At 31.4% G+C, this 14,761-nt stretch carries 10 protein-coding genes; 4 read left to right on the top strand and 6 right to left on the bottom strand.

Annotation, left to right across the window (positions count from 1 at the left end):
- Positions 1-187 precede the first annotated feature (187 nt).
- The 4 genes from SLH33_RS01380 to rpsF form a co-directional block, all read right to left on the bottom strand.
- Positions 188-3,391: a carboxypeptidase regulatory-like domain-containing protein gene (locus SLH33_RS01380; protein ID WP_320417267.1), complete on the bottom strand. Its 3,204-nt coding sequence runs from the start codon at positions 3,389-3,391 to the stop codon at positions 188-190.
- 108 nt (positions 3,392-3,499) lie between these two features.
- Entirely contained in the window at positions 3,500-3,949 is a 450-nt protein-coding gene (gene rplI, locus SLH33_RS01375) for a 50S ribosomal protein L9 (RefSeq protein WP_320417266.1), read from the bottom strand.
- 15 nt (positions 3,950-3,964) lie between these two features.
- A complete protein-coding gene (gene rpsR, locus SLH33_RS01370) occupies positions 3,965-4,261 on the bottom strand; it encodes a 30S ribosomal protein S18 (protein ID WP_320417265.1) in 297 nt (98 codons plus the stop codon).
- Positions 4,262-4,264: 3 nt separating this feature from the next.
- The gene (gene rpsF / locus SLH33_RS01365) at positions 4,265-4,606 is read right to left on the bottom strand and encodes a 30S ribosomal protein S6 (RefSeq protein ID WP_320417264.1); all 342 of its coding nucleotides are present in this window, start codon (positions 4,604-4,606) and stop codon (positions 4,265-4,267) included.
- Positions 4,607-4,747: 141 nt separating this feature from the next.
- Here rpsF and SLH33_RS01360 point away from each other — a divergent pair, with 141 nt between their 5' ends.
- Both SLH33_RS01360 and SLH33_RS01355 read left to right on the top strand, forming a co-directional pair.
- Positions 4,748-6,967, top strand: a complete 2,220-nt coding sequence (locus SLH33_RS01360; protein WP_320417263.1) for a TonB-dependent receptor — start codon at positions 4,748-4,750, stop codon at positions 6,965-6,967.
- 84 nt (positions 6,968-7,051) lie between these two features.
- The gene (locus SLH33_RS01355; protein ID WP_320417262.1) at positions 7,052-7,942 is read left to right on the top strand and encodes a sterol desaturase family protein; all 891 of its coding nucleotides are present in this window, start codon (positions 7,052-7,054) and stop codon (positions 7,940-7,942) included.
- On the opposite strand, the gene ald is transcribed toward SLH33_RS01355, so the two are convergent.
- On the bottom strand, positions 7,932-9,026 hold the full coding sequence (gene ald / locus SLH33_RS01350; protein WP_320417261.1) for an alanine dehydrogenase: 1,095 nt from the start codon (positions 9,024-9,026) through the stop codon (positions 7,932-7,934). The genes SLH33_RS01355 and ald overlap by 11 nt on opposite strands.
- A 353-nt stretch (positions 9,027-9,379) precedes the next feature.
- Complete coding sequence (mqo, locus tag SLH33_RS01345; RefSeq protein ID WP_320417260.1) at positions 9,380-10,855, bottom strand: malate dehydrogenase (quinone); 1,476 nt, start codon at positions 10,853-10,855, stop codon at positions 9,380-9,382.
- Between the two features lie 182 nt (positions 10,856-11,037).
- On the opposite strand from mqo, the gene SLH33_RS01340 reads away from it, so the two are divergent.
- Together SLH33_RS01340 and SLH33_RS01335 are read left to right on the top strand one after the other, a co-directional pair.
- Positions 11,038-13,128 (top strand): S46 family peptidase, encoded by a 2,091-nt coding sequence (locus tag SLH33_RS01340; protein ID WP_320417259.1) that lies wholly within the window; start codon positions 11,038-11,040, stop codon positions 13,126-13,128.
- A gap of 153 nt (positions 13,129-13,281) precedes the next feature.
- A complete protein-coding gene (locus SLH33_RS01335) occupies positions 13,282-14,694 on the top strand; it encodes a P-loop NTPase fold protein (protein WP_320417258.1) in 1,413 nt (470 codons plus the stop codon).
- The last annotated feature ends 67 nt before the right edge of the window (positions 14,695-14,761 follow it).

Genomic DNA, 14,761 nt, shown 5'->3' with positions numbered 1-14,761 from the left:
TCCAATCCCCAAAAGACTATATTTATAGGCTATCAATAAAGTCCCCTTAACTTTATTAACAATACAAATATCATATAGTTTTATGAGAAATTAATAGGAAAATCACCTTTTTTACTAAGGAAAATAAACTTTTTAACAAAAAAACCACTCATTTTGAGTGGTTTTTGAAAATAATTGTTAAAATATATTAGAATATATATCGTAATCCTATTTGCATTTGCCAACGAGATAATAAGCTTGAGTCATAGACAAAAGTTTTTTCACCTGCATTAAAACTATAAATTGGTTCTTGAGTATAGTCTGGAACATAATTTGCTGGATTTGTATTTGTTGGATCAACATCTGGAAACGTAACTCCAACTGGTTGTACATTACCTACTTGCTGAACTACACCCCAATCAGAATTAATTAAATTTCCAACATTTAAAATATCTAAACTTAATTGTATTGTATTTTGTTTGTTATCGGAAACATTAAAATTAAAATCTTGTAAAATTTTAACATCCCATTTTCCTCTCCATGGTGCTAAAGCCCCGTAGCGCTCTACATATTGCCCTCTTCTACTATTTAAATAATCATCTTGCTGTATGTAATTTTCATATGCTACAGCATCCGTAGCGGTAGTAAAATTCATTTGAGATATTTCTGAAGATGTTGGTATATACAATAAATCATTTACAGTTGACCCGTCATTATTAATGTCTCCTCCATAAGTGTAGTTAAATCTGCCTCCTCTGGCATATTCAAAAAACGTAGAAATAGTTGTTGCATATTTATCTCCACCATACGTAAACTTCTTCGAAGCAACCCCAATAATTCTATGTGTGTCTCCATATTTTGAATATGATAAAACATCATTATTTGCATTTCCTACTGTTGGATTGAATGCAAAAGCATCACCTGTAATTTCTGCTTCAATTGAATTTACATCTTTTGAATTTAAGTAACTATAAGCAATATTAGTATACAAACCATTGTCAAAATACTTCTCTAATTTCAAAGAAGCATTGTAAGTTCTTCCTTTATCAGAATTTGTAAACACAAAGGCATCATTAATACTTTTGTCAGTATAATAAAACCTGTTGTCTACTCCTGTTAACCTTTCAGTTGGATTCCTTAATCTCCAATTCTGAACATGAGCACCATTTACATCTTTAGTATATGCTACATCTCCTGTAAGAACCCATCCGCCATCAAATTTATAATCTGCTCCAATGTTTGTTCTCCAAACTTGTGGAAATTGAAAATCAGGATCTACCAATTGAAAAAAACCATCATCTGCTCCACTTACTTGATTTCCTAACCAAACAAATGGTAAACGTCCTGTAAATAAACCAGACCCTCCTCTAACTTGTAATTTGCCTTCTCCATTCACATCCCAATTAAAACCTACTCTAGGAGAAATTAACCACTGGTTTGTAGGCATTTTTGTAGAACTTAAAGTAACTTCTTGATTGGTATTTGGGTTAAAGTACAATACTGAATTATCTCTTGTAGCACCGTTTTGTGTATCAATAAATTTTTGAATTAAATCAGAAGTATTAAAAAATAAAGGTTTGTCAAAACGAACTCCGTAAGTTAATTTAAAATTTTCATTTATTTCCCACTCATCTTGAGCATAAAACGCTAATTGACCTACATTTAATTCTGATAATTTCCATCCACCATCATTTCCCATTCCTGCTGCTTCAGACGCATTATACACTTGTTGTGCGTATGCTAAATTTGTAGCTAAAATTCCATTAGGGTTTAATGCATCATCTAAAAAATCTTGCATTGATGGATATGGTCCTCCAAAACCTGGGATAGTAAATGTTCCTCTATAAGGAAAAGTTCCAAAATTATCATAAGCCCCTAAGTTAAAGGAATTTTCAAACATAAATTTTTCAAAAGAAAAACCAATTGTTACGGTATGATCCCCTTTAAAGAAGTTCATATTGTTAGTTAATTGAAAAACTTTTTGATCTAATTTGTTATTAATAGAAAATGGTTCATGACCTGCTATAATATAATTACTACCTCCTTCTTGAATATTAATTACTGGTGCTGGCATCGATAAAGGATTTCTATAATCATCAAAAAGAGTATAACCTATTTGTAATTTATTGGTTGTTGACTCATTAAATGTTGAGTTTAATTCTAATAAGAAAGAATCAATATTATTATTGATTTGATACCCTGAATTTTCAAATTGTAATGTTGTAGCATTGGGACCTCTAAACCCTAATGCTGTTGGGTGTGCTGGTTTTTCTTTAGAAGCTCTTAAAAAATTATAAATTAATGCTAATCTATTTTTTTTATTAACATTCCAATCTAACTTAAAAATACCTTTGGTAGATTCTGAATCATAAGTAAAATCTTCAAAAGCTCCTGTATTATAACCTAAATTGGCAAGTGCATCTCTAACAGCTATTAAATCATTTCTATCAACTCTACTTTCATTAATTGCGCCTGAACCTGAATTTGGTACCCAACCATTTGTTCCTAAATCAGTTCTTTCATCTTTTTCAAAGTTAGCAAAGAAAAATAATTTGTTTTTAACAATTGGTCCTCCTAAACTGGCTCCGTATTGATTTTGAGTTAGTTTTGGTTTAACTACATCTTCTCCTTTTATTTTTCCTCCGGTCATGTCTTGGTTTCTGTAAAAACCATATACTGTTCCTTTAAATTCATTTGTACCACTTTTAGTTACTGCATCTACAGAAGCTCCTGTAAAACCTGATAAAGTAACATCGTAAGGTGCAACTGATACTGAAATTTGCTCAATTGCATCTAAAGAAATTGGTTGTGAGTCTGTTTGACCTCCGGGAGTTGCTGCATCTAATCCAAATGGATTGTTAAAAATAGATCCATCTAAAGAAAAGTTATTGAATTGATCATTTCTACCTCCAAAAGAGCCATTACTCGCAGTGGGTTCTAAACGTGTAAAATCTGATGCTGAACGTGAAATTGTAGGTAATGTTTTTAGTTGTACTGCAGATACACTTGTTTGTGCTCCTGTTCTATCACTATTAAAAACTTTACTTTTTGAAGCAGAAATTACAACTTCTTCTAATTGTTCTCCATCTTCGGCTAACGTACCATTAATGTTGGTTGTTTTCCCTAAAGTTAAAAATACATTTTCAACCTCTTGAGATTTGAATCCTATATAACTAAAAGTTATTTTATACGGTCCTCCTACTCTTAAGTTTGGCACTGTGTAATGACCGTTATCTTGAGCTACTGCTCCAGATACTGTTCCTGTAGGTACGTGAAGTACTACAATGTTTGCACCAAATAATGGCTCACCTGCATTATCGGTTACAGTTCCTTTAATTTTTGAAGTAGTTACTTGTGCTTGTGTAACAATTCCCCCTAAAATTAATAAGGATAAAATTAAAATTTTCCTCATTGTTAATTTATTTAATTGTGTTGTTAAAATTCGCGGCGAAATTACACAAAAAAAACCCGTTCACAATGAACGGGTTAAAGTTTTTTTAACAAGTATTTAACAGTTTAATTACTTTTCAGCAACAACTTCAAATACAATATCAGCAACTACAGTTCTGTGTAAACGTACAGCAGCGTTGTATTTACCTAATCTTTTAACGTTACCTCCAGTAACTTTGATAAACTTCTTATCAATATCAGTACCAGCTTTTGCTAATGCTTCAGCAACATCTGCATTGTTTACTGATCCAAATAATTTATCTCCAGTTCCTACTTTTGAAGCAATCTTTAATTCGTAACCTTTAACAGTTTCTGCAACTTTATTTGCATCATCCACTAGTTTAGCTTCTTTATATGCACGTTGCTTTAAGTTTTCTGCTAATACTTTTTTAGCTGAAGTAGTAGCTAAAACTGCATATCCTTGTGGGATTAAGTAGTTACGACCATAACCATTCTTAACAGTTACGATATCATCTTTAAAACCTAAGTTTTCTACATCTTGTCTTAATATCAATTCCATAATCGTACTGTTTAATTATTTTAACATATCTCCAACGTAAGGCATTAAAGCTAAGTGACGAGCTCTTTTAATTGCTTGAGCCACTTTACGTTGATATTTTAATGATGTTCCTGTTAAACGTCTTGGTAAAATTTTACCTTGTTCGTTAACTAAATACATTAAGAAGTCTGCATCTTTATAATCGATGTATTTAATACCGTTTTTCTTAAAACGACAGTATTTTGCTTCTTTTTTTGTTTCGATATCTAACGGAGTTAAATATCTAACATCTCCTTGTTTTCCTCCTTTTGCTTGTTGTTCAATTGATGCCATTTCTTACTTTTTTTCAGATTTAACACGGTTTCTTCTTTTCTCAGCCCAAGCTGCTGCGTGCTTGTCTAACTTTACAGTTAAATAACGCATTACGCTATCGTCACGTCTAAACTCTAATTCAAACGGAGCAACAACATCACCTGATGCTTTGAACTCAAATAAGTGGTAAAATCCACTTTTTTTCTTTTCAATTGGATATGCTAATTTTTTTAAGCCCCAATCTTCTTTGTGGATCATTTCGGCACCCTTGCTAGTCAATAAGTCCTCAAACTTTTGTACTGTTTCCTTTATCTGAACATCAGATAAAACGGGATTCAAAATGAAAACAGTTTCGTAATGATTCATAATTAATAAATTTAATTTTAAGCCTGCAAATATACAACTTTATTCTATTAAAAATCATTTAACGTAAAATTTATTATACTATGAAATGTTTTTCCTGATAAAAAACAAATATGTTTGCATTACAAATTATTAAAATTTACAATGAAGCCATTCTTTTCTCTCATTTTATTATTTACAATTTTTCATACTACTTTTAGCCAATCTATTAAAGGCATTGTTTTAAACTCTGAAGAAAAACCTATTCAAGAAGCATATATTTTGCATCAAAAAACAGGAAATCATGTTCATACGGATGCTAATGGTTTTTTTATTATTTCAAATATTTCTGAAAATGATATCTTAAGTATTAGCCATGTTAGTTACCAACCTAAAAACATTACTGTAAATAATATACAAGATTCGTTAAAGATTTATCTTACAGAAAGAGAGATTAAAATTCCTGAGATTGTTATAAACCCAACTATTAATGCTTTAAATTTATTTACCAACATAGATTTAGAGGTAAATCCTGTAAATTCTTCTCAAGAAATTTTACGCAAAGTTCCTGGTTTAATTATTGGTCAACATGCCGGTGGCGGAAAAGCAGAACAATTATTTTTAAGAGGATTTGATCTTGATCATGGTACTGATATTGCTATTGATGTAGACGGAATACCTGTAAACATGGTTTCTCACGCTCATGGTCAAGGATATGCCGATTTACATTTTTTAATACCTGAAACTGTTCAAAAAATAAATTTCGGAAAAGGTTCTTATTATGCTAATCAAGGAAATTTTTCCACGGCTGGTCATGTATCTTTTGCCACCAAAGATTATGTAAAAGATAGTTCTGTAAAAGTAGAAATGGGACAGTTTAACACAAGTCGTTTTTTAGGGATATTCAATTTATTAAATGAGGCAAACAACTCAGCGTATATTGCTTCTGAACTTTTAATGACTGACGGACCATTTGATAGCCCACAAAATTTTAATCGCTTTAACATTTTTGGAAAATATAAAACTCAACTAAACGAAAATGATAAGTTGGCTTTTACTCTTTCTCATTTTACCAGTAGTTGGGATGCATCTGGACAAATACCTCAAAGAGCAGTTGATAATGGATCTATTGACAGGTTTGGAGCTATTGATGATACGGAAGGTGGATTGACTAGTAGAAGTAATTTTTTATTGAATTATGATAAACAACTAAGTTCTAACACCTTAATTAAGAATCGCATATATTATTCTAAATACAACTTTGAGTTGTACTCTAACTTTACTTTCTTTTTAGAAGATCCTGTAAATGGAGATCAAATAAAACAGCAAGAATCTCGAGATATCTTTGGCTTTTTATCTGAGATTAATAAAAGATATAATTATAAAAACACTCAAATTTCTACACAAACTGCTATTGGATATAGACGTGATAAAAGTAACGCAAACGAATTATCACATACTCTAAACAGAAAAACAACTTTGAACCAAATTCAACTAGGAAATATTGATGAAACGAATTTCTTTGGTTATGTAAATGCCGAATTTAAAATAAACAAATGGGTTATAAATCCTGCGTTACGCTTAGATCATTTTAAATTTATTTATAACGATTTACTATCTGAAAACTATACAAATAAACAGGAGCAAAAATCAATTATAAGTCCGAAACTAAATATTCTTTACAATCAGTCTAAAAATTTACAGTTATACTTAAAATCGGGTAAAGGTTTTCATTCTAATGATACAAGAGGAGTTATTTCTCAAAATGGCACTAAAATTTTGCCAGCATCTTACGGTGCAGACCTTGGGTTTATATGGTCTCCTAACTCTAATTTAATTATAAATACTGCTGCTTGGTATTTATATTTAGATCAGGAATTTGTGTATGTTGGAGATGCCGGAATTGTAGAACCAAGTGGAAAAACCATTAGAAAAGGAATAGATTTTGGTATTCGTTATCATATTAACGATTGGTTGTTCTTTAATAACAATATTAACTATACCTATGCTCGTGCTATTGACGAAGAAAAAGGTAACGATTATATTCCGTTAGCTCCAGATTTAACAATAACTGGTGGACTGAATTTATTGAATGAAAATGGATTTTATGGTGGATTGAATTACAGATACTTAAAATCTAGACCTGCTAATGAAGATAATTCTATTGTTGCCAAAGGGTATTTTATAACAGATTTCAACTTCGGTAAAAAATGGAAAAATTTTGATGTGGGAATTACTATTAATAACCTATTTAATTCTGATTGGAATGAAACTCAATTTGCAACAGAATCAAGATTAGAGAACGAAACAGAAAGTGTAGAGGAAATTCATTTTACTCCAGGAACTCCTTTTTATCTAAAAAGCTACATCACATATAAATTTTAAAAAACTAACATTTTCCATTAATAGCTTAAAAAATTTGACGTAAAATTATATTTTCATTAATTTTACATCAAATAAATTATTTATATGGAAATCCCTGAGCTACCTAATTTAATTCATTACGCAATTCCTTTTTTTGTAATTACAGTCATAATAGAAGCTATATTGACTGTAAAAATAAAAATGGAAGATTATGAAATAAAAGACGCTAGAACATCTATAGCTATGGGATTGGGTAATGTATTTGTTAGCTTACTTACCAAAGGTATTATTTTAGGTGCATTTTTATTTTTATATAAATTTAGAATCTTTACCATCGGTTTTGAATGGTGGACATGGATGTTATTATTGTTTTTAGAAGATTTAGCTTACTATTGGAATCATAGAATTGCTCATGAAAGTAGATTGTTTTGGGCTAGTCATGTAGTACATCATTCTTCACAAAAATATAATTTAAGTACTGCTTTACGTCAAACTTGGACAGGTGGTTTTTATACTTTTATTTTTTGGTTACCTCTAATCATTATAGGTTTTCATCCTGTTATGGTTCTTATGCAAATGTCTATTAGTTTACTATACCAATACTGGATTCATACCGAATTAATTGATAAAATGCCTCGTTGGTTTGAGTATATCTTTAATACTCCATCTCATCATAGAGTACATCATGCAACAAATCCACAATATTTAGATAGAAATCATGCGGGTATCTTTATTATTTGGGATAGAATGTTTGGTACATTTGAGCCAGAAGTTGAAAAACCAGTTTATGGATTAGTAACTAATATTGAAACCTACAACCCAGTAAAAGTTGCTTTTATAGAATGGGGAAATATGTTTAAAGATGCTTTTACTTCTAAAACTTCATTTTTTAATCGATTAAAATATTTTATAAAACCTCCGGGATGGAAACATGACGGAACAGGCAAATTATCTAACGATTTAAGACGAGAGTGGGAAGAAAAAATTAATTTGTAACCAAATTAAACGTTTCTGCAATTTCTTTGTAAACAATTTCTCCTTTAACAATATTTAATCCTTTTGCTAAAGCCTTGTCTTGCTCACAAGCTTTTTGCCATCCGTTTTCAACAATTTTCAAAACAAAAGGCAATGTAACATTTGTAAGTGCTATAGTTGACGTATATGGAACTGCACCTGGCATATTAGCTACACAATAATGTACAACATCATCAATAATATATGTTGGATTTTCATGTGTTGTTGGTTTTGTAGTTTCTATACATCCGCCTTGATCTACTGCAACATCAACAATTACAGTTCCAGACCTCATATCTTTGAGCATTTCTCTGGTTATCAGTTTTGGTGCTTTGGCTCCCTTAAGCAAAACTCCTCCAATAATCAAGTCATGAGTTTTTATGTGTTTTCTAATACTGTATTCTGAAGAAAAATCTGTTACCACATGATTTGGCAACACATCATTAACATATCGAAGTCTTTTCATGTTAACATCCATTATAGTAACATGAGCTCCTAATCCTGCTGCCATTTTTGCTGCTTGTACACCTACAACTCCTGCTCCTAAAATCAAAACTTTTCCAGGAGATACTCCAGGAACTCCGCCCAACAAAATTCCCCTACCTTTAATTGGCTTTTCAAGATACTTTGCTCCTTGCTGAATAGCCATTCGTCCTGCTACTTCAGACATTGGCGTTAGTAAAGGCAATGTTCCCTCTTCATCTTCAACTGTTTCATAAGCAATGCAAACAGCTTTACTTTTTAACATGGCTAGCGTCAGTTTTTCACTAGATGCAAAATGAAAATATGTAAATAAAATTTGATTTGGTTGAATTAACTCATATTCTTCTTCAATGGGTTCTTTCACTTTAACAATCATTTCTGCAACATCATACACATCTTTAATTGTGAGTAAAACTTCTGCTCCAACTTCTTTATAGTCTTCATCTGTAAAACCGCTTCCTTCTCCTGCCGAAGATTGTACAAAAACTTTATGATTTCTTTTTGTTAGCTCAAATACCCCAGCTGGGGTCATACCAACTCTACTCTCGTTGTTTTTAATTTCTTTTGGTACACCTACAATCATATCACTTTTTTTTAGTGAAAATACAATCTAATTTCATAATTGTAAAGAAAAAAAACAATATGTGATTGATTTTTAGATTTTTACAATATATAGATAGCGAATTTTTAATTATTAATAAAATTTAAGCAATAATTTAAAATACTAATAATCAATTTATTTCTAAGATAAAGTAAAAACCTTTTTACAAACTATATAAAATATAGAAAGCCCCTAACTTTTCACATTAGAGGCTTTATATATCATATATATTATGATAACGGGATTATAAGTAATAATGAAACGAACTATTAAATTATCACTCATATCCTGTAGTTAAATATACAAAAAAAATTACAATCAATTAATTTTTAATTCTATAATTTTAATTTGTTTTTAGTTCTTAAAACTTCCTTTTTAAAAATCTCTGCTGAAAGTTTCTTTTTGTAGAAAGGGACTATTTTTTGTAGACTTTTTTCTCCTTTATCAGAAAATAACAACTCAGGAAATGCTTTTTCTAGCACTTCTAGCATAATTGCTGTTGCTGTAGAAGCTCCTGGTGATGCTCCTAACAAACAAGTAATACTTCCATCTCTACTAGTAATTACTTCGGTACCAAATTGCAACTTCCCTCCTTCATATTCATCTTTTTTAATGATTTGAACACGCTGACCCGCAACCATAATATCCCAATCTTCACTTTTAGCATCCTTAACAAATTTTCTAAGGGATTTCATTCGGTCTTCTTTACTCATTATTACCTGCTCAACCAAGTACTTAGTTAAGGGTAAATTATGCCAAAAAGCTCCCAACATAGGTGAAATATTATCAAATTGGATAGATTTCACCAAATCTAGATTAGAACCTTCTTTTAAAAACTTTGGGCTAAATCCTGCAAACGGACCAAATATTAACTGACGTTTCCCATCAATATAACGTGTATCTAGATGCGGCGTTGACATTGGCGGGTCACCAATTCCTGCTTTTGAATATACTTTTGCGTTGTGCTGTTGAATAATTTCATCATTATTACACACTAACCATTCTCCACTTACAGGAAAACCTCCATATCCTTCTTTTTCTTCAATTTCAACCTTTTGCAGTAACAATAAACTTCCTCCTCCTGCTCCAATAAACACATGCTCCGCATCCACATCATACACTTTATCAGTTTTACTATCTTTAAATTCAACTGTCCATTCAATTTCTGGATCTGGATCAATATCTAACACCTCACAGTTACAATGTACAGGAGTATCATACTTTTCCTCTAAAATTTGAAACAACTTTTTAGTCAGCACACCATAGTTTACCTCCGTTCCCCTATCTATTCGCGATGCTGCCATAGGCTCTTCTTCAGAACGATCGTGCATAATCAAAGGAAACCATTCTGCCATTTTCTGTTTGTCTTGTGTATATTCAATAGAATCAAACATAAAATGATTCTTAAAAGCACGGTATCGTCTTTCTAAATAATCACTATTTTCTTCTCCTAATACCCAACTATGATGTTTTACAGGCATTACAAAATCTTGCGGATTTTCAATCAATCTCTCCTCTACTAAATAGCTCCAAAATTGCTTTGAAATTTCAAATTGCTGACAAATTTTAACTGCTTTTGAAATGTCAATACTCCCATCTTCATTTTCCGGACAATAATTCAATTCACATAACGCAGAATGTCCTGTTCCCGCATTATTCCAAGCAGCAGAACTTTCTAAAGCAACTTCTGGTAAGCGCTCTAAAATCAATATTTTAATATCCGGATTTAAAATTTTAGCCATCAATGCTAAATTGGCACTCATAATTCCGCCACCTACACAAATTAGGTCATATTCCTTTTCGAACTTCATTGATTTTGTTTTTTATTCAAAGGTAAAGATAGTATTTTAGCCATAGTTTTAAACAACACTATAACATCTCGATACAACCTCTTTTCAGTCTGGTACTTGATGTGACAACAATAATATCAGTTCGAGTGATTTTCAGAAGTATGAGGAAAATTGTATCGAGAACATTTTAACACAAACAACCAATGAGAAAATTAAACCTATTATTTGCATTTCTTATCACATGTACACTTACTGCACAACAAGGTGGAATGTGGATTCCTTCATTATTAAAAGGAATGAACGAGCAAGAAATGACTTCTTTAGGAAGCAAATTAACTGCCGATGACATTTACAACGTTAACAAATCGAGCTTAAAAGACGCTATTGGGCATTTTAACGGCGGGTGTACCAGCGAAGTAATTTCTAAAAAAGGTTTAATCTTAACCAATCACCACTGTGGTTTTGGTCAAATTCAATCGCATTCAACTTTAGAGAATGATTATTTAAAAGATGGTTTTTGGGCTAAAGATTTTAAAGACGAGTTACCAAACGAGGACTTGTATGTAGAATTTATCGTGCGTATTGACGATGTTACTATGCAAGCATTACAAGGTGTTACAGACGCTATGGATGCACGCACAAGACAATCTACCATCGATAAAAACATTAATCAGATTCAAAAAAATGTGCAAAAAGAAGATTGGCAATTAACTAAGGTACGTCCGTTTTACAAAGGAAATCAGTATTTTTTATTTGTTACCGAAAAGTTTGAAGACGTTCGTTTAGTAGGTGCACCACCAACCAGCATTGGTAAATTTGGTAGTGATACCGATAACTGGGTTTTCCCTCGTCATACAGGAGATTTCTCGTTATTCCGTATTTATGCGGATAAGAATAACCGTCCTGCTAAATACAGCAAAGATAACAAACCGTATAAGCCAAAGCACTACTTACCTATTTCGATAGACGGTGTGCAAGAAGATGATTTTACGATGGTTTTTGGTTTCCCGGGTAGAACCAACGAATATTTACCTGCGGTGGCTATTGAGCATATTACCGAAGAATTTAACCCAACCAACATTGCTATTCGTGAAGCAGCTTTAAAAGTAATTGATGCCAATATGAAAGCTAATGATGCGGTTCGTATTAAATACGCTTCTAAGCAAGCACGTATTGCCAATGCTTGGAAAAAATGGATTGGTGAAAACTTAGGTATCAAAAAGAGTAATGCTATTGAAAAGCGTAAAGCTTTTGAAGCAAAATTCACCGAAGCAATTGATAAAAAAGGATTACCTGCCGACTATAAAAATATACTTCCTGAGTTTGATAAATTATATAAAGACTTCGCTCCTATCAATATTAAACGTAGAAATTTTATTGAAGTATTTATTGTTACCAACGAGTTGATGCAAATGACTTATAGAGCGTATCAGTTTGAACAAGCAGTAAAAAGCGACGCCTCTAAGCTTGAAGCAGCAAAAGCTTCTTTGGTAGGCAGATTAAAAGGAATTCATAAAAACTATGATGTAAATGTTGACAAAGGCGTGTACGAAGCAGTAATGCCACTATACAGCAAAAATGTAGATGCTTCTATTTACAACCACACTGCATTTACCAATTTAGACAGCGCTTTAGCCTTGTTAGAAGGTTCTGCGGATGAAGCTGTTGCTAAACTAAACAACGACAAAGCCTATACCTATGCAAAACCGTTTATCGAAGAGTTTTACACGAGCATAAACAAAGAATACCAAGAAAAGAACGAACCAATTTTAGCCTTACAAAAAAAGTATATGAAAGCACAAATGGAAGCAGTGCCCGATGCACGTTACTTCCCGGATGCTAACAGTACCTTACGTGTTACCTACGGTAAAGTAAAAGGATACTCGCCACGCGATGCGGTATATTACAACCACGTAAGTTATTTAGACGGTGTGGTTGAAAAGTACGTACCGGGAGATTATGAGTTTGATGTACCTAAAAAGTTGTTGGATTTATACTATGCACAAGATTTTGGTGAGTATGCTGATAGCAATGGTAAAATGCCGGTGTGTTTCTTAGGAACCAACCATACTACGGGTGGAAACTCAGGGAGTCCTGCTATTGATGCACACGGAAACTTAATTGGTTTGAATTTTGACCGTGTTTGGGAAGGAACTATGAGCGATATGAACTACGACCCTGCAATTTGTAGAAACATTATGGTAGACATCCGTTATGTATTATTTATTACCGATAAATATGCAGGTGCCAAACGTTTAATTAAAGAAATGAAATTGGTACACCCAAAAAAGTAAATAACTTGTTAATAAGTTGATACAAAGCCTAGTGAGTTTCACTAGGCTTTTTTTATATATTTATTTAAAAGAAAAGTTGTCTATCTATATCCAACAATATTTATTATCTAAACTAAAAATATTTAAAAATTAGCTAAAAGAAAAACCAAACTCATGAATATAAAACATAATGAACTTGAAATATTAGTTGAAGATCCATTTGCAAATTGTAGATTGGATAGAAAAAAATATGCTCAAATTTTAACTAACATCATAAACTCATATTCCTACGGATTTGTACTTGCTATAAATAATAAATGGGGAACTGGAAAAACCACATTTGTAAAAATGTGGGAACAAGACTTAAAAAACAAAGGCTATCAAACAGTATATTTCAATGCCTGGGAAAATGATTTTGAGAACAATCCGTTGATAGCTTTAATGGGTGAATTAAAAACATTAACCACAAAATCAACTGAACCGGAATTTAAATCTACTTTGAAAAAGGCATCAGCATTAACTAAACATATCGCTCCTATAGTAGCTAAAGCAATTGCTGATAAATACATTGATACAGAAGGTGTTAAAGATGCAATCATAGGAGTTACAAAAGGACTAACCGATGTTTTTGAAAATAATGTTAATGAATATTCTAAAAAGAAAAAGAATATTTCAGAATTCCGTAATAGTCTTTCAGAGTTTATTGCAAATACAAATAAAGGAAAGCCTTTAGTTTTTATAATTGATGAATTAGATAGGTGTAGGCCTGATTATGCTGTGTCTATTTTGGAGCAGATTAAACATTTCTTTTCAGTTCCAAACATAGTTTTTATTTTATCAATTGATAAAATACAACTTGGAAATGCTGTAAGAGGAGTTTATGGTAGTGATAAATTAGATGCTGAAGAATACTTAAGAAGGTTTATTGACTTAGAATATTCAATTCCTAAACCAGAATCAGGAGTTTTTCAAAGATATTTATATGAGTTTTTTGATTTTGATGAGTTTTTTAATTCTCCTGAAAGAATAAAATACAGTGAGCTGAAATATGACAAAACTGATTTTTTAAAAATATGCGATATTTTATTTTCTAATTCTGAGATTTCTTTAAGAGAACAAGAGAAAATATTTACACTTGCTAAAATATCTTTAAGAACATTCGGAGAAAATCACTTCGTCTTCCCTCTTGTATATTTATTTTTAACCTTCTTAAAAATAAAAAAAACTGACTTATACAATAATTTGAAAACACAAAGTCTTACTATTCAACAACTACAAGATAGACTTTTTGAAATAGTAGGAAATAAATTAAATAATGATAATGAAAGAATGCTAATGTTATTAGAAGCTTATTTACTGAACTTTTATAACAATTCATTAAATTCTGGTTATTACCATAAATCAAAATTATATGAAAGTGATGAAAATGGAAAAAACAAACTACTTATTAACTCAATAATAAATAAAACTAAAGATATTGATTTACTTCATTTACTTGAAAGCATAAGAGGAAGAAGAAGTGGTGGTGATTTAAAGTTGGATTATTTTTTAAATAAAATTGAATTATTAGAAGAATTAAAATTGTAAACCCAATGACACTTGAAGAGTTAGGATATACGCCATTTTTTAACTCAAATAACTCGTCATGCTGAAC

It is taken from the genome of Tenacibaculum sp. IB213877 (assembly GCF_034043975.1).
Lineage (GTDB): Bacteria > Bacteroidota > Bacteroidia > Flavobacteriales > Flavobacteriaceae > Polaribacter.
The sequence above is the reverse complement of the archived record's forward strand: the minus strand, read 5'-3'. Positions and strand labels throughout refer to the sequence as shown.

Coding starts and splice junctions, on each gene's coding strand:
- SLH33_RS01335 (WP_320417258.1), top strand. CDS start 13,282: ATGAATATAAAACATAATGAACTTGAAATATTAGTTGAAGATCCATTT.
- rpsR (WP_320417265.1), bottom strand. CDS start 4,261: ATGGCATCAATTGAACAACAAGCAAAAGGAGGAAAACAAGGAGATGTT.
- SLH33_RS01380 (WP_320417267.1), bottom strand. CDS start 3,391: ATGAGGAAAATTTTAATTTTATCCTTATTAATTTTAGGGGGAATTGTT.
- SLH33_RS01340 (WP_320417259.1), top strand. CDS start 11,038: ATGAGAAAATTAAACCTATTATTTGCATTTCTTATCACATGTACACTT.
- mqo (WP_320417260.1), bottom strand. CDS start 10,855: ATGAAGTTCGAAAAGGAATATGACCTAATTTGTGTAGGTGGCGGAATT.
- SLH33_RS01355 (WP_320417262.1), top strand. CDS start 7,052: ATGGAAATCCCTGAGCTACCTAATTTAATTCATTACGCAATTCCTTTT.
- SLH33_RS01360 (WP_320417263.1), top strand. CDS start 4,748: ATGAAGCCATTCTTTTCTCTCATTTTATTATTTACAATTTTTCATACT.
- ald (WP_320417261.1), bottom strand. CDS start 9,026: ATGATTGTAGGTGTACCAAAAGAAATTAAAAACAACGAGAGTAGAGTT.
- rpsF (WP_320417264.1), bottom strand. CDS start 4,606: ATGAATCATTACGAAACTGTTTTCATTTTGAATCCCGTTTTATCTGAT.
- rplI (WP_320417266.1), bottom strand. CDS start 3,949: ATGGAATTGATATTAAGACAAGATGTAGAAAACTTAGGTTTTAAAGAT.